This window comes from Cerasicoccus frondis (assembly GCA_031296915.1).
GTDB classification, from domain to species: domain Bacteria; phylum Verrucomicrobiota; class Verrucomicrobiia; order Opitutales; family Cerasicoccaceae; genus Cerasicoccus; species Cerasicoccus frondis.
In genome coordinates this window covers 52,422-74,405 of record JAVDPC010000006.1, presented here as the reverse complement: position 1 = coordinate 74,405, position 21,984 = coordinate 52,422, and the positions used below count along the sequence as shown (strand labels likewise).

Here is a 21,984-nt window from a genome sequence, read left to right as displayed (position 1 = left end):
CTAAACCGAGTGCTTTTCCGCGCCAGCGTTGTTGGCTTTTCGCTCACAGGCTTCCAGCCTGCGACGCTCAAGCCGCCTTGCTGGACACGAAAAATCACTGCGGCCTGATCGGCCAATCTAGATGAACAGTGCTCTAGCCTCTGCAAGTAGGGCTCTAAATTGCTTTAACTGGCTTACTTGCCAGCCATGAACGCCTTGAGCAAAGTGGCCAGGCGATTTTTCATTTCCAGGCGAGGCACAATCTGGTCGACCAAGCCGCGCTCCAGCAGGAATTCGGATGTTTGGAAACCGGCAGGCAAGTCTTGCTGTGTGGTTTCTTTGATGACGCGTGGTCCGGCAAAGCCAATCAGCGCTTTGGGCTCGGCGAGAATGACATCTCCCAAAGAGGCGAAGCTGGCCATCACGCCAGCCATGGTTGGGTTGGTGAGCACGGCGGCGTAGGGGAGACCGGCTTCGCTATGGCGGGCGAGCGCAGCTGAAGTCTTCGCCATCTGCATGAGGCTGAGGATGCCTTCCTGCATGCGAGCTCCGCCAGAAGCGCAAACGACGATGACGGGCGTGCCAGCTTCGGTGGCGCGCTCAATGGCGCGGGCTATCTTTTCACCCACTACGGAGCCCATGCTGCCGCCGTTAAAGGAAAAGTCCATGACGGCGATGGAGACGGGCATGCCGTTGAGCTCGCCTGTGCCGCTTAGCAGCGCGTCGTTTTCACCGGTTTTGGCCTGGGCGGCTTCAATGCGCTTCGGGTAAGGCTTGTTGTCCACGAATTCCAGCGGATCAACGCTGGAGAGGGTGGCGTCGTGCTCAACGAAAGTGCCTTCGTCGATCAGCAAATCCACGCGGCGACGGGCTTTGAGTTGGAAGTGATAGCCGCTCTTGGGCACCACCATCCAGTTTTCCTCAAGCTCTTTGTTGTAGACGATTTCGCCGCTCTCGGGACACTTGGTCCAGAGCCCGGCGGGGATGTCTTTCTTTTTAACGCGAACGGTGGAGTACTGCGGTCTGCGGAAAATAGCCATGCTTAGTCAGTTTGCTCAAATGTGTATAAACGGCAATAATAGGCAGGTAAATTCGGTTTCGTCAACCATGGCCTAGCGTCACCACGTCAATCTGTTCGACGCCAGCGGCAAGGAGTGTTTTGGCGGCAGAATTCAAGGTCGCGCCGGTCGTAAAAACGTCGTCGACCAGGGTAATTCGCTGCTGGAGAGGCGCTTTTACGCCGGGTTTCAGGGCAAATGCATTGCGGAGGTTGGCTTGCCGCTGAGAGCGGTCGAGGCGCGTTTGCGTTTCGGTAAACTTAACGCGTTGCAGCATTTCGACCGTTGGACAGCCGGATGCCTGGCTCAACTGCTGGGAGATGAGCAGGCTCTGGTTGTAGCCTCGCTCACGCTCGCGCACGGCGTGCAGCGGGATGGGAACGAGGACGCTGCCTTGCAGGAATTCCAGAAAACGCGGGTTGCGTTGGAGAATCGGGGTGAGGTCTGGCGCGAGGTGTCGGCCATTGTTGTATTTTAACTCGTGGATAAATTCACGTCCAGTGTCCCGCAGGAGAAACAGCGACCGTCCGCGGGAAAATGCAGGGTTGAGCTCCCGGCAGTGCGGGCATTCGCGCAAGGCGAGCAATTCGCCAAAAAACGGAGCGCCACAGGTCGAGCAATGTGGCTCGTGAATAAAATAGATCATTTCCAGCGCTCGCCGGGAAAGAAATCGACAGGGGGAATTGCTTTCAACGGGCTCGCCGTAGACCAAGCACTCCCGCGGGTAAAGCACATCGAGCAGCTGTTGGCTCCAATGCTGGAAGTAGCGGGAGATTGGCGCCTTCATTTATTCGAATTGCACGGTTTGAAGGCCCACGCTGGTGCGTGAGGTCGTGTAAGTCGCGGGGTTGGGCGTAGAGTCGCTGAACCAGCCGGATTCGAACAACTGACCTGATGCGTCGAACTCGGAGGACTCGCCGTCATGCATCGTGCGAGTCCAGCCTGTGAGTTGTCCATTTTCGTAATGATAGTCGTCGGTCCAAGGCTTGTTGTAGATAAGCAGCATGTCGGCTTCGCCGGGCATATCCAGCGGGCTCAGGTAGCGGACCGATTGCAGCGTTCCGTGCTCGTCGTAAACGCGTTCTTCGTTGGGCGGGTAGTAGATCGAGATGAAGGCGGGGGCTGAATAATAAAAGCCATTGTCGACGAAGACGCCGATGTCGACGCGATGGGTCCTGAGATCGGGCTGATCCGGCGCAGTCACGTTGGGCTGATAGCGGATTGAGATTTCCGCCCGGGAGCCTGCGTCATTGAGTGGCGTAATGGTTATCTTCGAAGTGTCGCCACGCAGGACGCGCCAATGAAACGTGAGTGGCCGCCCATGCACGTCGAAGCTCTCCTCTGCGGATACCTGAAACGTGCGGGTTTCGGCGAGGTCCCGGGCGATACGGCCAATGGCGCAGGGCGTATCCAGCAGGTGTTCACTCGCTCCGGCGTCAAAGTTATCGACCCCGCTAACGCTGGATTGCTCGCTGACCATTTGGATCATCGCGAGGGGAGGGAGGCAGTCCGAGGTCATGGCGTGCGCCATGTTCGCCATGCCGGAACGGTCGAGCTTTTTTCCGTCAAAGGCCGTTGGGTGTGCATTGCCTGTCAGGTAGTTATCGGCGTTGCCGATGCCCTGGTAATTCCACCGCATGATCATCTGCACGGTGGGCGCGAGCAGACCGCGTTGGTGTAGACGCTCTTTGACCGCAGGGTGGAAGCTGGCCAACGTTTGCGCCACAGCGAACATGAAAGGCCTGTCCGACCCGGAAGATCCCTGGCTGATAATCAGGTAAGGCGTGTTGACGGCAAAACAGTCCGCCTGATCGTAGTCTTTGTGCTCTGGGTAGAAAATGAAATCACTGAGCCGGTAAAATGAATATAGCTGCGATGAAAATTCTGCGTTGTGCAGGATCAGCCGCGCCATACTGCGCGAGGCCGGTTTCTCCATCATGGCGAGTGAGGCGTTAATGATCGAAGGACGATCATTGGCGATGTTGACCTTGACGCCGAAATTCGCCTTCTGCTTCTTCAAGCTGCTATCGTAGGTGATGTTCGCAAATTGCTGGAAACGATGAAGTGGCAGTTTCGAGTGCCCGCCATCCCGGTTTTCATAGCAGTCCCCCACGTTGCCTGCGGCCGAGCCTTCCTCGTACCAAGCCTGAATCCTTTGTCCGACTTTGTCATTGCTCGAATCGATCAGGTTTTCGCGCAGAGCAGAGTAATCGACCTGTGGCTTGGACACCAGAATGCTGTAGCCATCGTCGAACATGCCGCGCATCACGCGATCTCCCGTGACAACGATGTCGCGGTTATCCGACGAGAGAACGGTTTGCGCCGTTAGCGTGATGGCTGACAGCAATACGATAGCGCACAATATCCCCTTAAGACTCCACATCCTCGATGCCGAAATCATTGGGTTTCGCGCAGATACCGCAATGTCAAATCTGGCAGGCCGCTAGAGCACTTTTCATCTAGATTTGCCGAGTCAGGTGGGGTATAGATTGGATGCAGCGCAAGGCGGCTTTGATTGAGCGGGCTGGAAGCCCGTGATTGAAATGCCAACGCCGCGAACTTTCAATCTGGCCCCAAGCCCTAAACCGAGTGCTTTTCCGCGCCAGCGTTGTTGGCTTTTCGCTCACAGGCTTCCAGCCTGCGACGCTCTAGCCGCCTTGCTGGACACGAAAAATCACTGCGGCCTGATCGGCCAATCTAGATGAAAAGTGCTCTAGACTTGCTGCAGGGCTTGCTCCAGGTCGCCAATGATGTCTTCCGGGTCTTCAATGCCGACTGACAAACGCACAAAGTCTTCGGTCACGCCGGATGCCGTCTGTTCCTCGGCGGAAAGCTGGCTGTGCGTGGTGCTCGCCGGGTGGATGGCCAGGCTCTTGGCGTCGCCGATATTGGCCAAGTGGCTGAATAAGTGCAGTGATTCAATGAATTTGCGACCGGCAGCCATGCCACCCTGAACGCCGAAACCGAGTAGCGCGCCGGCGCCGCCGTCGAGGTATTGCTTGGCGGCGGCGTGGCTGGGGTGATCGGGCAAGCCCGGGTAGTTGACCCAACTGACCTTATCGTGATCGCACAGGAACTCCGCTACTTTCATTGCGTTGGCGGAATGCTGTTTCATCCGTAGTTGAAGCGTTTCCACGCCGAGCAACGTCAGGAAACTGTTGTGCGGCGAAGCGCATCCGCCGGTGTCGCGAAGCAGTTGGAGGCGCATTTTCATGGCGTAGGCAATGTTCGCGCCGCCTGCCGGTTCGAAAGCCTTGAAGGCGTCCCAGTGGACCAGGCCATGGTAGCTGGGGTCGGGTTCCGTAAAGCCCGGATGACGCCCCTGGCCCCAGTCAAAGTTACCGCCATCGACGACCAGGCCCCCGATCGCTACGCCGTGTCCGCCCAGGAATTTCGTGGTCGAGTGCACCACGATGTTTGCCCCATGCTCAAGTGGTCGGCAAAGGGCAGGGGAGAGCGCTGTGTTGTCGATGATGAGGGGGAGCCCGTTTTCGGCCGCGATTTTGCCGACTTCTGCAAACGGGAAAATATTCAGCTTGGGGTTGCCGAGGCTCTCCCCGAAGATCGCTTTGGTGTTGGCCTTGATCGCGGTGCGGAAGCTTTCCGGATCTTCCGCGTCCACGAAGCTGACTTCGATGCCGAGCTTGGGCAAGGTGTAGTGAAACAGATTGTAAGTGCCGCCGTAGAGTTGGGCAACTGATACAATGTGGTCACCGGCTCCGGCCAGGTTCAAAATACTGCTGGAGATGGCTGCGGAGCCACTGGCGTGGGCAAGGCCTGCCGTGCCGCCTTCAAGCGCAGCGATGCGCTTTTCCAGCACATCGGTGGTCGGATTCATGATCCGCGTGTAGATGTTGCCAAGCTCCTTAAGCGCGAAAAGATTCGCCGCATGCTCGGTGTCGCGGAAGGTGTAGCTGGTCGTCTGGTAAATCGGGACGGCGCGAGATGACGTTTCGGAATCAGGCGTGTGGCCTGCGTGAAGGGAGAGGGTGCCAATGCCGGGAGTTTTCATAGCCTGCGGTGATACAGGCTAAAAGACTAAGCTTAAAGGTTAAAGTAGCAGTTGCGCGTACCGTAACCTTTTTGCGAAACGAAGTTTAATCGACTACAATGAGTAGACGTGTTTCTCTCTATTTAGCTTTGGCTTACTTGGCTGCGGCCGCAGTCGCTTTTTCGGCCCAAAGGCCGTCGGCCTTGATTTTAGCCGCGACTTTATCCGGGACCGCGTCTTCCCAATCACCTTCTCCATCTTGAATGCGGCGGATGATGTCGCGGGAAAAGATATTGAGGATGTCCGGATTGGCGCCGAGCACGGGCACGAGGAAATGATTTTCCAGCAGGTAGGCATACAAATGGCGCAGGTGGTTTTTCACCCGAAGATTGTCGGCTGTGATGAGCATTTTGCTTTCGAAATCGCTGTTGGTTTCGCGCAATTTGTCGCCTTGGCCCGCCAGGTAGGCATGGTAGCCACTGCCCTTCATCGGGTAAACGTAGAGCTTGACGTTTTCCTTAAATAAGCGGCCAAAGGACTCCAGAATGCCACCTTCCAGGTGCTGGTAATATTCCTCGTTGAAGATGGCTTGCAGGTGGTTGATGCCCAGAACCAAGCCGACCATGCGATCGGTGTAACGGCGGAAATATTGGCTGAGTCGGTAATACTCCTGATAATTGGAGACGAGCACTGGATAACCCAGGGTGTTGATCGTGTCCACCCGCGCGAGAAAGTCCTTGTAATCGATCTCCTGCCCGCCAGCGAGGAGGTTCTTCATCGTGATCTCAAACAGCGGCATGACGGTTTGATCCTGCATGGCGTCTTCCTGCACAAATTGGCCGCCTGCGCAGGTGATCATGTCCACATTCACATGAGTCACCGGGCGGAAAGAGCCGCGCTCGACGAGGACCGCCTTCTTGTAAAAGGCTTCCATCGGCAGCAGATACCCGCCGTCCGAGCTGAAGAGCACGGCGTTGGTCAGGCCGTTTTCGACCAGCTTCAAGCCAACGATGCGGTTTTCAATGTGTTCAAATCGCGGGCCGATGAACTCCAGCATGTCCACCTCGATGCGTTCCTCCTCGATGTGATCGAGCAGGGAGGGAATGAAGCGGTCCAGATCGTTGTGGTAGACGAGCGCAGCCCAGATGAAATTAACCCCGAAAATGCCCAGTGCTTCCTGTTGGAGCTGCGCGGTTTTATCCAGCAGACGCGCATGCACGAGGATGTCATGGGGGGGGCCGCCGGGCTCGATTTGGAACCGCATGCCGAGCCAGCCATGCCCGGGCTTTCGGTTGCTGAAACTGGCGGTGGCGACTGTGTTGGAAAAGACGAAAAAGGTGGTGTCGGCGCCCCGAGCTTCGCCAAGGCGTTCCTGGAGCAGCTTGTACTCGTGCTCCAGCATTTGCAGGAGGCGTTCCCGCGAGACGTAGCGTGCGGCCTTGCCATAAATGGAGTCGCTGAACTTCATGTCGTAAGCAGACATGCTCTTGGCGATGGTGCCTGCGGCGCCGCCAACCTTAAAGAAGTGCCGGGCGACTTCCTGCCCGGCGCCAATTTCGGCAAAAGTGCCGTAGACGTCCTGGTCCAGGTTTACCAGCAGGGCTTTGCGGTTTGTAGTCAGCTCGTTAGTAGGCAGCTCCGGGTCTTTCATGGGGCGAACCTTAGCAGGATTCGCGCCCGCCGCGCAACCGGTAATCTTATATGCCGCAGAAGCGTAACGGAAATTTTGATTCCTATCGTCTGTTGCTTCATCTTGAAACCCCGGCGCCGAACAGACTGCTCTGCCTGTGCGCTCTTTGGGGGGGGCGCTGAGGACGCCTATTTGGGCCAAAGCCAAAGTAAATAGCCTCCATAGACCGCGAGCAATACGGCGCCTTCCCAACGCTGAATGGTTAATTGCGTGCGCGCCAGAGGCAGGAGAATTAAGCTGGTCAAGAGCATCACGCCGCCATCCACGAGGCTGATGCCCGATGTTGAAATCGGGCAGACCAGCACAGTGGCCCCCAAAATGCAGAGGATGTTGAAAATATTGGATCCGACGACATTGCCCACAGCGATATCCGTTTGCTTTTTGAGCGCCGCTACAATGCTGGTTGCGAGTTCAGGCAGACTCGTGCCTGCTGCAACAATTGTTAGCCCGATTATGGCTTCGGAGATCCCCAAACGACGCGCAATGTTGATCGCTCCTTCCACAAAGAGGTTCGCGCCCCAGATCAGGAGGCCCAGGCCAACAATGAGCATCGCTACGTCCTTCCACCAGACGCCCGCAGGCTTTTCTGGCACGTCCAGCGCCTCGGCTGACTGAGCGCTTTCACGTTTGGATTCATGAATCGTGAAGTAGATGTAGCCTACCAGAAGCACCAGGAGAGCGACTCCAGCTATTCGCCCAATTTCTGAGAGGAAAAGCAGACCGAAGCCAATTGCGGATACGCCGATCATGATCGGGATGTCCCGACGCAGCAAATTGATATGGATCTCCAGGGGACGCACCAGCGCGGAAAGACCGAGGATTACGGCGATATTGAAAATGTTCGATCCAAGCACGTTACCCAGGGACACGGCGCCCATTTGCCGGGTGGCGGCAGAGATGCTCACCGTTAGTTCCGGGGCGCTGGTGCCAAAGGCTACGACGGTTAAACCGACCACCAACGGTGAAATGCCCGCCCGCAGCGCCAAGCTGGTGCTGCCGCGCACCAAGCCCTCAGCGCCAAAATAGAGTAAAATAACCCCCGCAAGTATGAATAGCATGCCGTCGCGATCAGCCTAGTTGTTTGAGAGCTTTAGGGAAAAATGCCCTGATGGTCGACGATTACTACCTAATTTGCTGCACGTTGCGATCTCAAAACACTGGCTAATATCGCAAATCGCCCTCGTAGCGCCAAATACTGGCTAGAGCAAAATTACTGACTACGCTGCCTTAGGGCCTCGAAGAGAACGATGGCGGTGGCGGTGTTCACATTTAAGCTGTCTGCGACACCGTGCATGGGAATGCGGAGTTTGAGTTCGGCGCGCTGTAGCCAGAAGTCGCTGAGCCCTGCGTGCTCTGCTCCGGCCAGAACCGCGACGGGGCCAGTCAAGTCGCAATCCCAATGGGCGAGGGAGGCGTCGGGCGTTGTTGCCGCCACTTGGACGCCCCGTTCCAACAGCCAGGCATCGAGCTCTGTCTGGGTGGTGGATACGCAAGGCAGGGAAAAGACCAGCCCGCGCGAATTACGGATCACTTGTGGGTTGCAGAAATCCGTAACCGGATCGCAGGCAATGAGCGCATTGGCGCCGACGGCTTCTGCCGAGCGGATCAAGGCGCCCAGGTTGCCAGGCTTTTCGATCTGCTCCACAATGACGATGAGCGGAGCCTCCGGCAAATGCAGTTCGCTCAGGGCCGTATTGCGCATGCTGGCCACGCCCAGGAGGCCGTCGGGGCCTTCACGCAGGGATATTTTGGCAAAGGCATCGCGCGTGACATCAAAAATCTTGGCCTGTTGTTTTTCGGCGCTGGCGATGATCGCATTTGCTGCATCGGCGTCGCGCCAAAGTTCCGGACACAAGTAGAGTTCATTCAGCGAGGTGTCGGCGCGGACGGCGCGAGTCAGCTCCAGCTCGCCCTCGACCAGGAATGCGCCCATGGCTTTGCGCTCCTTGGCGGAGCGCAGTTTCACCAGGCCTTTGATTCGTGGATTCTGGCGTGACTCGATGCGCGGAAATCGGGACATGCTGCTTGTTTAGACAACACCACCCGCGAATCAACCGGATTCGTCGTTCTGTCCGATTCCAGTTGATTCAGGCGATACGTTGTCTAGAAACCGCGTGATGACAGAAGCGCCGCGCAATTTTCTTCCTGAGCCATACCCGTATCATCACGAGCTGGAGTTGACCATCGAGACCCTGACCAATCTGGGGCACGGCTTGGCGCGCGATAACGGCTGGGTCGTGATGACCCCTTTTGCGCTGCCAGGCGAACGGGTTCGCGTGCGCATTTTCCGCAATCATAAGAATTATTCGGATGCCGACTTGGTCGAGGTGCTGGAGCCCTCTCCGCAACGGGTGGAGCCGCCCTGTCCGCTCTTTGGCGACTGCGGAGGGTGCCAATACCAGCACTTTGCGTATGAAGGGCAGAAGGAGTGGAAGCGTGGCCAGGTCAAAGAGCTGATGGAGCGTTTGGGCGGCATCGAGGATGTTGCCGTAGAGTCGACGCATGGTTCGCCCAAAGAGTACTATTATCGCTCAAAGCTGACGCCGCATCATCCTGGTCGGAAGTCACGCACGTTCGAAATCGGCTTCCAGCGTTATGGGCGTCGTAATTCACTGATCGACGTGCCGCATTGCCCGATTGCGACGGAAAATATCAACGAGGCAATGCCCATTGAGCGCAAAAAAATCTTTGCGCGGAAAGATAAGTTTAAGCGCGGCTCCACACTGCTCTTGCGCGATACGTTAGAAGGCGTCGTGACGGATCCGCGCGAGACGGTTTCCGCGAAAGTGGGCAACATCGTGTTCCAGTTTAAGGCGGGGGAATTTTTCCAGAACAATCCCTACATCCTGCCTGAGATGATCGACTACGTGTTGGCGGAAATTGGCAAGGTGAAGCTGCGCTACCTCGTTGACGCCTACTGTGGGGTGGGCGTGTTTGGCATTTCCGCCGCCCGTGAGTTCGAGCACGTGGCTGGCGTGGAGATCAACCATCAGGCCATCGAGCTGGCGCGACTGAACGCCGCAGCCAATGGGATTACGAATGCCACATTTACGATCGGCAAGTCCGAGGCAATCTTTGAGTCACTGACTTTTCCCGGTGACGAAACCGCGATGATCATCGATCCGCCCCGCGCCGGTTGTGATGAACTTTTCTTGCGCCAACTGCTCAACCTTGGCCCGAAGCGGCTGGTTTATGTGTCGTGCGATCCATCGACTCAGGCGCGCGATCTAAAGATTCTGCGCGAAGGCGGGTATCGCATTGAGCGCATCCAGCCATTCGATCTTTTTCCGCAAACACGACACATCGAGAATGTCGCCACCTTATCTCGTGTTGAATAATTATAAGATTTTCAGTCGCCCTATTGGCTATTCGTGTTCCAAAGTAGTTTAAGAATGAAACCAGATTTTCTGATCATTGCCGTGGATGGCGGTGCGGCGAGCGGTAAGTCGTCTACGTCAAGGCTTGTTGCTGAGCGACTGAACCTGATGCATGTCGACACGGGGTCGCACTATCGCGCGGTGACCTTTGCCCTGCTGCAGGCGGGAGTTTCGCCGGATGATGAAGCCGCTGTAGCGGAGAAATTGCAGGGCTTGCCTTTGGACACTCAATTGGTGGGACGCAGCGCGCGCATTGCCTTGGCTGGCAAGGTTCCTTCGGAGAATGATTTACGCAGCGACGCGGTGAACGCCACGGTCTCGCCCTACGCCGCGATACCGGCCGTGCGTCAGTTTTTATTCAACTATCAGCGCAGTCAGGCGGGCATCGCGCAGGCAGAGGGCTTTGCCGGTCTCATTATGGAGGGGCGCGACATTGGCTCGGTGATTTTCCCGGACGCGACGCTCCGCATTTTCCTGGAAGCCGACGCCGCGACGCGCTCCCAGCGCCGCGCCGCTGAAGGGCAGACGGACTCCATTGAAGCGCGCGATAAAATTGATTCCTCACGCAAAACAGCGCCCTTGACTTGCCCGGAAGGCGCAGAGCGCATCGACAACTCCAACCTCACTTTGGAAGAAGTGGTCGATGAAATCGTAAACCGGGTATCGAATCGCGCCTAGCCATGATCACTTACCCAATGAAGCCATTTTACCGAAACTGCCGGGCGGCGCTGGCGGGATGGTTCTACACTTTTAATGGGTTGCAAGTGCATGGGGCCGCGAACGTGCCGCGCGAGGGGCCGTTCCTGCTGGCGTGTAACCACGCGAGCTTTCTTGATCCGCCCGTCTTTGCGGCCGCGTGTCCGCGCGAGCTCCATTTCTTTGCGCGTAATACACTGTGGAAGGGCGCTTTTGGCACGTTGATTACGAACCTCAACGCCATCCCGATTGACCGTGATGGCGAGCGTGATTTGCAGGCGTTTCGCCGCGTCTTTGCCGCATTCAAGGAAGATGCCGCGCTTTTGGTTTTTCCGGAGGGGACACGCACGCCTGACGGCCATTTGCACGCGGGCAAAAAGGGGATTGGGATGATCGCCTGCCGTGCGCAAGTGCCGGTGGTGCCAGCTCGCATTTTTGGCAGTTATGAGATGTGGAACCGCCATCAAAAATTACCCCGACTCTTCAAGCCGCTAGGCGTGAGCTTTGGCCCGGCAATTCCAGTGAGTGACTATGATGGCGGCAAGGCGGACAGCCAGCGATATGAAAACGCCGCCGCGAAAATTATGGATGGGATTGCTGCATTGAAGCATGCGCGCGAAGTCAATGCTCCTCCCTTTGGCCGGGCGATTTAACCACACTGGCTTGATCCCAGTCTGAAACGCGGAAAAGGGTAAAACGTTCGCCAATTGCTTAATTGCAAAGCTTTTACGCTTGGCGCAGGCGTGAAATTCGCGATCTTAGCTTCCGATGGCGAGCGAGGGTCAGTCAATGGGCTGGAGTACGCCGAAGCTGGGGCTTCGGGGCACGCTTCGCTTGTTGACGCCTTACTTTCGCGATAAATTTTTTGAGCAGGTCAAGAGCATCTGGTTCATCATCGTTTACCTGGCGGCGTTCCAGATCCTGATCCTCGGCGTTCCGCTGGTCTATGCTGGGATGATCGGCGTCGGCGTGTTTGTTGTGGCGCTGGGGTTGATGTTTTTCATGGAAGGGTTGCGCCTTGGGCTGATGCCGCTGGGAGAAATCATTGGCGCGGTTTTACCACGAAACGCCAAGCTGCCGGCGATCCTGGCTTTTGCCTTCGTGCTGGGGGGCCTGGCCACCTTTGCTGAACCGGCGATTGCGGTGTTGCGAGCTGCGGGGGCCGGTGTTCGTCCCAATGACGCGCCGTTGCTCTACAGTTTGCTGAATGACTTTTCGACGCAGCTCGTGGTCAGTGTGGCGATTGGCGTGGGCATTGCAGTGTTGCTCGGCGTCTTGCGGTTTTTCCGCGGCTGGTCGCTGAAAATGTTCATCATGCCGCTGATCGGGCTCCTGGCGGGGCTAACGGTCTATGCGCATTTTAACGACGTGCTTGCGCCAATTGTAGGCTTGGCCTGGGACTGTGGCGCGGTGACAACGGGCCCGGTGACTGTTCCGCTGGTGCTGGCGCTGGGCATTGGCGTCTGCCGCATCGTTGGCGACGAGGATTCCAGTAATGCTGGTTTTGGCATTGTGACGCTGGCTTCGCTGTTCCCGATTATTGCGGTGCTGCTGCTGGGTTTGTATCACTATGCGGCGCAGGATTATGTCGGTGCGCCAAACTACACTGGCGAGGTGGAGCAGACTGTGCTGCCGGAGTTTAACGTGGAAACTGCGGATCCGCCTCTGGCTTTACTGCAGGACGTCGAAGCTGCGCCGTTGATGGCGAAAGAACCGATTTCGGAAGGCGAGTTTCAGAATTTCCTGCTCACCGGGGATTTGCCGGAAGACGTCACCGTTCGCTTTGAAGGCGGGGAAACCCAACTCGTGAATGGACGCCTGGTGCAAAGCGGGGCCCGAGTGGTGTATGAGCGGCATGAAGACCCTTCCTTGTGGGCGCAAGATATTGAAGAGTGGGACCCACAGGCGGACTTTCCCAAAGAATTCAAGACAGCGCTGTTTGGCGCGCTGCAAGCCATTGTGCCGTTGGTTATTTTCCTGTTCGTAATCCTGAAACTCTTGGTTAAAGAGCCGATTCGCGATTTGGATCAGTTGATGGTTGGCATTGTTTTCTCCCTGGCCGGGATGGCGTTGTTCGGGCTGGGAATCACGATGGGACTCACGCCACTGGGCGAACAATTAGGGAGCAATATTCCGGCGACGTTTGCCTCAATCAGCCCTTGGGGCATTGAGGCGAGCTTTGGACCGTTGGTCAATGCCGAGCACTTTGGGAAAATAATCGCAGTGCTGTTTGGCTTCCTGCTCGGTTATGGCGCGACGTTGGCTGAGCCGGCTCTAAATGCGTTGGGCGTAACCGTGCAAAAAATCACCGCCGGCGCGTTTCGCAAGAACCTGCTGATGCAGTCGGTGGCGATCGGGGTGGGCATCGGCATTGCGACTGGGGTTTGCAAAATCGCCTATAACTTGCCGTTGGCCTGGTTGCTCATTCCGCCGTATATTTTACTGCTGTTCCTGACCTATATTTCCACGGAGGAATTCGTCAATTTCGGCTGGGATAGCGCGGGCGTGACGACGGGGCCGATTACCGTGCCGCTGGTGCTGGCGATGGGCCTCGGCATTGGCGCCAATGTCCCAGGCGTGATCGATGGCTTTGGCGTTTTGGCTTTGGCGTCCGTGGGGCCGATTATTACCGTGCTGACGGTGGGCTTAATCGTCCGACGCACTGCGGAAGCGGCTGAGCACGTGGAAGGAGGCTTGGCCGATGGATAACTGGGTCGAGCAGAAAAAAATGTCCATCGTGACGGCCGTTTTGCCACGCCGCACGAGTAACGAAGTGACGGAATTTCTGCTGGATAAACCGGCGCGTTTCCTGTTCGAGCTGGGCGCCCGGGGAACCTTGGTCAAGGACCGCTGGTATCAGTTTTTACTTCCCGTCATCAGCCCGGAGCAGGAGATTATTCAGTTTCTACTGCCGCATGATGAAGTCGACGTGATCATGGAGCAAATCGTGGCGCTCGGTCAGTTGCGCTTGGCGGGGGCAGGGGCGGTTTTTACTCACCCTTGCAGCTATTTTACGGCGACGCCCGATTTTCCGGTTTGGCAAAACGGGGAGCACACCGAGGCGGGCTTGAGCATGATCAAATTCAAGCGCAACCTGGTGGGCATTGCCGCGACGGTGCAGTCGTCGATATCCGAAACGGTGGCCCGCGCGGCGATCAAAGCGGGCGCTCATGGCCCGACGATTCACTACTGTGAAGGCCGTGGCGTGCGCGACCGCTTGGGCATTCTGCGTTTTACCCAAAATCCAGACAAGGAAATCATCCGGGTAATCGTTGATGAAATGGACTCTGAGGCCGTGTTCGAGGCAATGGCGACAGCTGGTCGTCTGACGGAGCCCGGGCGCGGGATCATCTATCAGATGGGGGTCAACCGCGGGCTGATTAAGTTGCCCGGCGTGCATGAATCTGCAAGGCACGCCGCGAGCATTCACCAGATTATTCACGCGATTGACGACCTGAAGGGGTGCGCAGATTGGCGCGCTACCAGCAACTTGATCGACGAGCAGAAAAGCAGTGGCGGCGCTTTGAGTTTTCTGGGGATTGGGAGCGCGCGTTCGCGCAAATACTTGTTCGACCTGACGCGCATCACTTGCACAACCAAGCGTAAAAATTTGGATGTCCTGGTCGCTGCAGTTTTAAAAGCTGGCGCACCTGCGGTGACTTCGGTGTTTGGCCGCTTCATGGAGAGTGAATGCAAGCTGACTGGCGCCGGTGTGCGCATTAACCGTGAGTTGGGCAGCTTACAAATGGTGCTGAGTAAGGATCAAGTGGCGCCCATCATCCAGTCGCTTCAAGCCGCCACTAATGAGCAGAAGCTGGAAACAGTCGCGATTTACACCGCGCCCATTGAAAAAGTGCTGACCTATTTGGGCTGATCTGAGTTACCGATGCTGAATGGCACGTTCAAGCAGCCTGCAATCTCTCTGCGCATTAAGGGATTCAGGATGCCCTGACTTTACTCGTGCGGGAACTCCCGCACCCAGATGCCCACATCCATGCCGTTCAGGTTGAGGCGGTGGTGGTGGCCGTCGAAACGGTTGTCAGCAATGCCTTCGTAGTGGACTTCCTCGCTGTTTGCGATGCAGCGCCAGTGCATGCCGTCGATTTCGTGTAAATTGACCGACTGTGAATCGCCGTGCGGATTGATCGCAAAGAGCAACTGGCGAGGCCCCAACGCGCAGTCTGCATTGAAGAGCAGGGCGGCGGCGCTGCGTTCGCCATTGTCGCACTTGAAGACACGGAGGTAGCCGGGGGAGGGGCGGTCCCAGAGGCGGATGAGTTCGCCCCATTCCGAGCGTCGAAAGCCGATCAGGTCCTTGAAAAATGTGTGGGTTTTGCTGTAGCGCTGAAGGCGTCCGTAGTCTAGCGCATTGATGTCGCCGCGCTGATAGGTGTTATTGATTCCCTTTTTGCTACGCAGGAAATCCTGCCCTTCGGAAAACATCGGCATGCCGACGGCGCAGAGGCCGATTGCGGCCATCAGGTGAGTCCGCTGAATGTCCAGCTGGCTCGGATTCTCCCCATTGTGGTCGCTGTTGGTCGTGATCTTATCAATCCAGCAACGATCGTCATGCGAGGCAGTGTAGTTAACGCTTTGCGCAGGCCAGGCTGCCATGTGATCGAGGCAACCTTTCATGTAATAGGCTAGTGCATCCGCATTGCTGAGGCCCTTCACGTAGTCAGCGATGGTGCTGCGGTAGCCGTCATTCCAGAAGGCAAAACTGGCCAGTCGGGTATCCCATTGAATGCTGCCGCGAAAGCTCCAGGGCTCGGCAATTACAATGATCGATTCCTTAACTGCCTTCAGCGCATCGCCAATTTCCTTGAGCGTCTCAATCGTCAATAATTCAGCCAGATCAAAGCGGAAGCCATCGACATCGTAGGCTTCCACGAAGTGGACCAGGCTATCGATCATGAGGCGCTTGGACATCGCCGACTCGGCATTGAGTGTGTTGCCGCAGCCCGACCAGTTGATGTATTCGCCCTCGTCGGTTAGGTAAAAATAATACGCCTTGTCGACGCGACCGAGGAAATTTGGCACGCCGACATGGTTGTAAACGACGTCCACAATGACGGTTAGGTCGTGGTCATGGCAGGTTTCGACCAGGTCGAGAAACTCGTCGTTCTGCGTTGCCTGGGCGGGGTTAGAGCCATACCACGCGCAGGGCGAAAAGTAGTTCGTGGTCATGTAGCCCCAATGATACTCACCCTTGGTCTGCGAATCGAACTGCTGGACCGGTTGAAACTCCAGGCAATTCGCGCCCAGCGTGCGCAGGTAGCACATGTCGTTGTGCAGGTAGTCGGTGACGCCCTTGAAGCCAAGGCGATCCTCCGCCGGAATCTTCATTGGGGCCTTGGCGGCGATGTCGCGCACGTGGCATTCCAGCACGATGAGGTCTTGCCAGGGGGGGGCGACGTGCTGACTGATTGGCTTTTTCGTCTGGCCGGTATTGATGACGATGCCCGGGCCTTCATGGGTGACGGTGGCCATTGCGTAGGGGTCGAGGATGGGGAGCTCCGGCTCAAATTCCGTCGTCACGCCATCATTTTCGCCATCCACGTAATAGTTGTAATACCAGCCGTGCAGGTTGCCTTTCAGCTCAATTTCCCAGCATAATTTATCCGCAGACAGCTCCATGTCATACTGGTTGACGAACTCGCAGTCCATGCGGTCGTAGAGTTCCAGAATGACGCCTTTGGCTCGGGGAGCGAAGAGCCGGAAGGTTGTCTTACGGTTGCGGACAGTCGAGCCAAGCAGCGCGTCGGTTTTCAGATCGTAAAAGCTGAGGCCGGGTTTGATCAGTTGCAGGTTGCGGATGGAGCCGCCATCACGCCAGCCGATGCGGCAGACTTGGTCCATGCCGCGTTTATCATCGGCGACGGTAAACTCAAAAGCGTGTTTGCCACTGTGGGTGAGGTTCAGGCGGTAATTTGCGTTGTTGGCTTTGTCGTATTCGACATTCGGCGCGCAGCGTAGCGGTGTCAGCCAATGCCAGTCTTGCGTGACGAATTTAAAAATCAACTTGCTGCTGGCCGAACCGATTTCGCCACGGGGAATGGAGGTCGCATAATAAATCTCGCCCTCTGCATCCTCTTCGGCGGTGAGGGTCCAGTGCTCGGCTTTCTCATCGCGTCCCCAATTATTGAAAGGACCGGCGACGCGAACGGGATTGTTTTCGAAATCCACATGCGGGAAACGCTTGGGGTCGAGGCAGAAGACAATGTCGCCCGCGTCTTCGTAGAAGCCAGTGAATTTGGCGAGCTCGACTGGGTCCATGCGTTGCACCAGGCCAATATCCAAGCCTTCGGCATCGAGGTAAAATTCTGGAAATGCCGTGGAGTCCCAATTGCGCTGCATGAGGACGACCCCCTTGCCAGGCGCAGTCCAGTAGGCGGCTAGAATTCGGCGAGAAGGAGAGCTCATGGTGTCGTCGGGCAGGGTTCTACTTGGCCCGAATGTAGTTGTAGATGTTCAAGTAGTGTTGGCCGGGGACATTCCATGAGTAATCGCACTTCATGGCGTTGAGCATGAGGCTGCGGAAATGGTCCGGGAACATGTAATAACAGCTGATGGCGCGGGACAAAGCACTTTCGATGCCGCCGTAGTCGTCGTTGTGGAAAACGTAACCATTTCGCTCGTCCAGCGGCTTGTCGGCGAAGTCCTTGTCGAACACGGTGTCCGCCAAACCGCCAACCGCGCGTACGAGCGGCACGGCGCCATAGCGCATGGCGATGAGCTGGGTGAGGCCGCAGGGCTCGTAACGGCTTGGGACGACCATCATATCGGCCCCGGCGTAGATCAGATGGGCGAGCTCTTCGTTGAAGCCTACTTCAATATGGCTGTCCGGGTTTTCGTTGATTTCGCCTTTTAAGCGCCAGAAATAGCTGTCGATTGACGGGTCGGGACTGCTGCCGAGCATGACGAATTGTGCGCCATGGTTAACGCAGTAGAAGAGCGCATGGCGGACCAGTTCCAGGCCTTTTTGCGGGTCCAACCGACCGACAAATGCGATGATCGGCTTTTCGTTGTCTGCCATGAGAAAGCGTTCGCGCAGCGCTCGCTTGTTTTCGTATTTGGCGTCGATGTTCTCGCGACTATAGTGGCTGGGGATGTGGCAATCCGTTTCCGGGTTCCACACATCGTTATCGATGCCGTTGAGCACGCCGCCGTACTTGCCGCCATGCACATGTAGGGCTGGCTCAAGTCCAAAGCCCTGGCCCTTGTCTTTGGCTTCACCGGCATGGGTTGGGGAGACGGTGGTGATGAAGTTCGAGTAAACGATGCCGCCTTTCATCAGGTTGACGGCGCCCGGGTGGTTGTAGTCGCCCAAGCGTTCATGCGACAGATAATAATCGTGTCGATGTAAACCAGCGGCATCGAGCAGGTTTACGCCGCAAAGTCCCTGATGCTTGAAGTTATGTATGGTGTAGCAAACGCGGCAGTCGTGCATGCCCAGTCGGTGGTAAATCTCCCATTGATACACGGGAACCAGACCGGTCTGCCAATCGTGGCAATGAATGATATTGGGCCGTTTGCCGGACTTGAGCAGGAATTCCATCGCCGCGCGTGAGAAAAACGCAAAGCGGAAAGTGTCGTCGTGATCGCCATAGAACTTGTTGCGATCAAAAAAGCAGTCGTTGGAGTGTGGCTCGATGAAGAAGCATTTGCGACCGTATACAAAGCCAAAATAAACCGAGCAATGGATGGCGCCTTCACCCCAAGGCACCCAAAGATCATCAAAACAGCGCTCCAACCCGTAGATGTGGTCGTAGCGCATGTTGTTATACTTGGGCAAGATGATCTCCACGGCGTGGCCGCGAATCTGGAGTTCCCACGTTAGGCCGAAGACAACATCGGCGAGCCCGCCGACTTTGGCGACCGGCGATAGCTCCGACGTAATGTGCACCGTGTAGAGCGATGGGATTTCGTCGTGGAGGAAAATATTGTGCAGGTCCACGCCTGCGGCCTGGGTTGGGTCCGCATTGATCGGTTCGGCCTCTTCCTGGGCGCTGAGTTTTTCCTGCACCTGTGCTGCTTCTGCGGCTTGTGCCATCTCGTCAAAATCGACAAAATCCGCACTTGATCGTTTTGCCTTTATCTCGGTGGCTTTCTTGGGCGATTTTGCCGCAGCCTTCTTCTTGGCTTTGCCGTCGCTGTCGGGCGAAGTAGCTTTTGAAGCCGTGTTTTTGGGTTGGCCGGCGGGTTGGATGGGATTGGCTTTTTGTTTCACAGCAGCTAATTGTGGGTGAGGCTCTAGTAGTGGCCTTAGTAGGAAGGTTGTGGAATTACGCCTGAAAGTAAAGATCGGGCTGGGTGTTCAGATCAGGAAATATTGGGTCAAGCTGTTCGAGCGCCGCCAGCGTTTTGTGGTCGATCTCGTTGGATTGAATTTGACGGAGCAGGAAGTGAAAACGTCCCAAATGGCGCCGCAGGCGCTCTTCCGCGTACTGCGCAGTGGCTTCAGCGCGCAGCATAAAGGGCCAGTCGGACGCCTGGGCCAGCAGCAGCTCGCGCATTAATTGTCGAATGGCGCGATCTCGCAACGGAGATTGAGAACTACCGCACCAGACGGCCTCCAGCGATTTTTCGGCCGATTGAAGCAAGGGGTAAATCCAGTCAGTTTCGTTATTAATCCAAAAAGAGTAATCGCTGCGTCGGCCCCAGGTGGATGCGATGGGCTGGGCCTCTGGGATATCATTCAGTCTCTCCAGCGCAGCGCTGGGCGCGGCGAAGTCAATTGCTGGCATGATATTGCCTTGGTTGAGCAACTGGCGCAGCCATTGCGGCCCCTCATGCCACCAATGCCCGAAGAGCTCGGCGTCGAAGGGCAGGAAAATTGTTTCGGAGTCATCCTGCTTTAGTGCAGTCAGGAATTCATCCGCATCGGCTTCTGCTTGCGCACGCGCTGTCGGTGGGCAGTACCATTCTTTGTGACTGGAGCCAGAGATGCGCCAATACTTGAGCCCCAAGGGTAGGCTGGAGCCATCGGGCAATCGGTAAAGGCCCGCTTGAGCGTGAGTTAGCTCAAAGACTGCATCGCGGTGAAACTCACGGTAGCTTGCATGGCCGGGGTAGCCGGTTTGCGCATCCCAAACTTTACGCGACAAGGCGCTGTTGCGGGCGATGGCTTGGACGCCATTTGGGCACTGGGTGACGACTGGTCCGCCCATGTTTTCGACGGCGAACCAGGCAACGCCTTCGTGGGCGAGATCTTCTTCCAAGCCTGGATAATAAGCGCATTCGGGCAGCCAGAAGCCTTTGGGCCGGCGCCCAATGCGTCGCTCAAACGTTTCCATGCCGAGTCGAATCTGCAGGCTCCGCCCGAGCGGTGATTGCTGGTAGGCGGGTAAGAACGCATGCGTCGCGGCAGTCGTCAGGAGCTCGACTTTGTCCGCTGCGGCCAACGCTCTCCATTGATTGGGCAAGGATTCACCTTGATTCAGAAAGCGATTGGCCAGCCTCTGGGATTCCAACCGAAATTGTTGCGCCAGCTTACGGCGTTCGGGGGGGAGGGATTGATTGGCTTCTTCTGCTGACAAGATGTCTGCGTAGCGCTCCAGATGCTTGGCAAATCGATCCGTGAATTGCGGATGCGCCCAGAGCTCAAGCAACGTAGGCGAGAGTGAAACTGCCAGCATTGGTGCCCTCGTCTTGGGCAGGGAGCCAATCAATTCCAGCAGCGGCAGATAGCAGTTGGCAACGGCTTCGTAGAGCCAGCATTCCTCCAGGGAAATAGCGAGCTCAGGACGCATGCCAAAGGGCAAATGCGCGTGAAGTAAAATGCTGACCGTCCGAGCTTCCGTCACGCTTCAGCGATTAAGCTCAGGCCAGGTAGCAATAGAGCGCCGTCTGGCAGTGAGCGATTGAGCTCAAAGCGACCCGCTTCGTCGGTTTTCACTTCGGGTGGCAGCAGTTTCAGGTAAGACTCATCATTGATGCGGCCTTCGATGGCAATCGATGCATGTATTTCAAGAATCGGCTGACCATTGGACGCCCCTTTGATCAATTCGAGCGCACTGGAACCTTGGTTGGGCGACTGATAGGCAGTGAGGAGGAGCGGCATGACTTCCGCAAATCCGCTCAGTTTCTGGACGACTTTAAAGGCGCCGCCAGGGAGTGGGGCAATTAATTTGTCGGCAAGGGCCAGCTTCATGCCCGGACCTAAGCGACCATTCAAAGTCAGTTCGGCGCGTAAATTAATGGGGGAAGCGCTGTCCCAGTTATCTGACCACTGGCTGGCCAATAGTTCGGAAGCGCCGACCGATTCGGGCAGTTTACTGCTTGATGGCTGAGTGGGGTGGGGGGCGTCCGCTTCCTTTTGCGGTAAAGTCAGCACTTTGCAATTGCCGCTGATGATTGCTTCGTGGACGGCGGATTCATCGAGCACGAGGTCGCCCGTGAGCGCGATGGTGTCAGCCTCAGGTATGTTTGCGGCAGTTTCGCGATTAAAAAACGCCAGTTCATCTGGCGTTTTCAGCAGCTCCTCCGGCAAATTGCATAGGCGGGGAAGTCGCGCGACAACGGAGGCTTCATCCAGTGGGTTCAGCGTGACGCTAGGCTGGGATTGTCGCGCAGTCGGCGCTATTCCGGCTGGCTCTTCTCTGGGCGTAGGCGGCGACTGAACGGCTGGTTGTGGCAGCGCGACGGAAGCAGCGCGCACCAGCGGCCTAAAATGTCCATGTCCATTTTTCAACCCAAGCACTGCGCCAGCGTGCCTGGGCTGTTGGTCCAAGTCGAAATATCCGCTGTTTTCCAAGCCTTCGACGGGAAAATCTTCAGCTGAATTTGCTTCCGCATACTGACCTGCGCCGTGGTCGAAATGATAGGCGCGCAAGACCAGCTTGGCGTCTGAATCGCCAACGCCTAAAATCTGGCGTCCCTCGCTCAGTAAGTTGGCGCTTAATTGCCAGTGCGCATGGATTCTGCCTGGGGCGACTGGCAGAAGCATCAGGTGGGGCGCGTTGGATGCCGGCATGCCAATATCTTGGCTATCAATCACATCGGCAAGACTGGATAGGGCTTCAGCAGCCATATTGACGTCTTGATCAACTCGTGATTGCGAACTGGACATTGAGTTGGTCAGGATGATTCGAGGTTTAGTTGAGTCAAGTGAATTTGCGGTTGCCGCACACAGCGTGCCAGCCTGTGCTATGTCATGTAAATTTACCAAAAAAGCCTTTAGCCTTGAACCTT

General features: G+C 56.6%; 16 protein-coding genes. 5 read left to right on the top strand and 11 right to left on the bottom strand.

Annotation, left to right across the window (positions count from 1 at the left end):
• Positions 1–173: 173 nt before the first annotated feature.
• From accD to RBB63_RS06645, 7 genes are all read right to left on the bottom strand, one after another.
• Complete coding sequence (gene accD / locus RBB63_RS06675; protein WP_309382375.1) at positions 174–1,019, bottom strand: acetyl-CoA carboxylase, carboxyltransferase subunit beta; 846 nt, start codon at positions 1,017–1,019, stop codon at positions 174–176.
• 61 nt (positions 1,020–1,080) lie between these two features.
• On the bottom strand, positions 1,081–1,824 hold the full coding sequence (locus RBB63_RS06670) for a ComF family protein (RefSeq protein WP_309382373.1): 744 nt from the start codon (positions 1,822–1,824) through the stop codon (positions 1,081–1,083).
• Positions 1,825–3,438: a hypothetical protein gene (locus RBB63_RS06665; RefSeq protein ID WP_309382371.1), complete on the bottom strand. Its 1,614-nt coding sequence runs from the start codon at positions 3,436–3,438 to the stop codon at positions 1,825–1,827.
• A 312-nt stretch (positions 3,439–3,750) separates the two neighbouring features.
• Positions 3,751–5,049, bottom strand: coding sequence for an O-acetylhomoserine aminocarboxypropyltransferase/cysteine synthase family protein (locus RBB63_RS06660; protein WP_309382369.1), 1,299 nt, complete (start codon positions 5,047–5,049; stop codon positions 3,751–3,753).
• 133 nt (positions 5,050–5,182) lie between these two features.
• Positions 5,183–6,679 (bottom strand): TonB-dependent receptor, encoded by a 1,497-nt coding sequence (locus RBB63_RS06655; protein ID WP_309382367.1) that lies wholly within the window; start codon positions 6,677–6,679, stop codon positions 5,183–5,185.
• A gap of 167 nt (positions 6,680–6,846) precedes the next feature.
• Entirely contained in the window at positions 6,847–7,776 is a 930-nt protein-coding gene (locus RBB63_RS06650; RefSeq protein ID WP_309382365.1) for a calcium/sodium antiporter, read from the bottom strand.
• A gap of 152 nt (positions 7,777–7,928) precedes the next feature.
• Positions 7,929–8,738, bottom strand: a complete 810-nt coding sequence (locus tag RBB63_RS06645) for an RNA methyltransferase (protein ID WP_309382363.1) — start codon at positions 8,736–8,738, stop codon at positions 7,929–7,931.
• Positions 8,739–8,835: 97 nt separating this feature from the next.
• Between RBB63_RS06645 and RBB63_RS06640 the strand changes: the two genes are divergently transcribed.
• The 5 genes from RBB63_RS06640 (at position 8,836) to RBB63_RS06620 (ending at position 14,665) form a co-directional block, all read left to right on the top strand.
• On the top strand, positions 8,836–10,056 hold the full coding sequence (locus RBB63_RS06640) for a class I SAM-dependent RNA methyltransferase (protein WP_309382361.1): 1,221 nt from the start codon (positions 8,836–8,838) through the stop codon (positions 10,054–10,056).
• Positions 10,057–10,110: 54 nt separating this feature from the next.
• A complete protein-coding gene (gene cmk / locus RBB63_RS06635; protein WP_309382359.1) occupies positions 10,111–10,773 on the top strand; it encodes a (d)CMP kinase in 663 nt (220 codons plus the stop codon).
• A gap of 2 nt (positions 10,774–10,775) precedes the next feature.
• A complete protein-coding gene (locus tag RBB63_RS06630) occupies positions 10,776–11,444 on the top strand; it encodes a lysophospholipid acyltransferase family protein (RefSeq protein ID WP_309382357.1) in 669 nt (222 codons plus the stop codon).
• Between the two features lie 115 nt (positions 11,445–11,559).
• A complete protein-coding gene (locus tag RBB63_RS06625; protein WP_309382355.1) occupies positions 11,560–13,500 on the top strand; it encodes a DUF1538 domain-containing protein in 1,941 nt (646 codons plus the stop codon).
• Positions 13,493–14,665: a P-II family nitrogen regulator gene (locus tag RBB63_RS06620; RefSeq protein ID WP_309382353.1), complete on the top strand. Its 1,173-nt coding sequence runs from the start codon at positions 13,493–13,495 to the stop codon at positions 14,663–14,665. The genes RBB63_RS06625 and RBB63_RS06620 overlap by 8 nt, the downstream gene beginning before the upstream one ends.
• Before the next feature lie 80 nt (positions 14,666–14,745).
• Here RBB63_RS06620 and RBB63_RS06615 read toward each other — a convergent pair whose 3' ends face one another.
• From RBB63_RS06615 to RBB63_RS06600, 4 genes are read right to left on the bottom strand one after another with little or no spacing between them, the layout of a single operon-like run.
• On the bottom strand, positions 14,746–17,214 hold the full coding sequence (locus RBB63_RS06615; protein ID WP_309382351.1) for an alpha-amylase family glycosyl hydrolase: 2,469 nt from the start codon (positions 17,212–17,214) through the stop codon (positions 14,746–14,748).
• A 19-nt stretch (positions 17,215–17,233) separates the two neighbouring features.
• Positions 17,234–19,021, bottom strand: a complete 1,788-nt coding sequence (locus RBB63_RS06610; protein WP_309382349.1) for a glycogen synthase — start codon at positions 19,019–19,021, stop codon at positions 17,234–17,236.
• Positions 19,022–19,076: 55 nt separating this feature from the next.
• Positions 19,077–20,597 carry a 1,4-alpha-glucan branching protein domain-containing protein gene (locus RBB63_RS06605; protein ID WP_309382347.1) on the bottom strand — a complete coding sequence of 507 codons (1,521 nt, stop codon included), beginning with the start codon at positions 20,595–20,597 and terminating at the stop codon, positions 19,077–19,079.
• Positions 20,594–21,862 (bottom strand): DUF4912 domain-containing protein, encoded by a 1,269-nt coding sequence (locus tag RBB63_RS06600; protein WP_309382345.1) that lies wholly within the window; start codon positions 21,860–21,862, stop codon positions 20,594–20,596. The genes RBB63_RS06605 and RBB63_RS06600 overlap by 4 nt, the downstream gene beginning before the upstream one ends.
• Positions 21,863–21,984 lie beyond the last annotated feature (122 nt).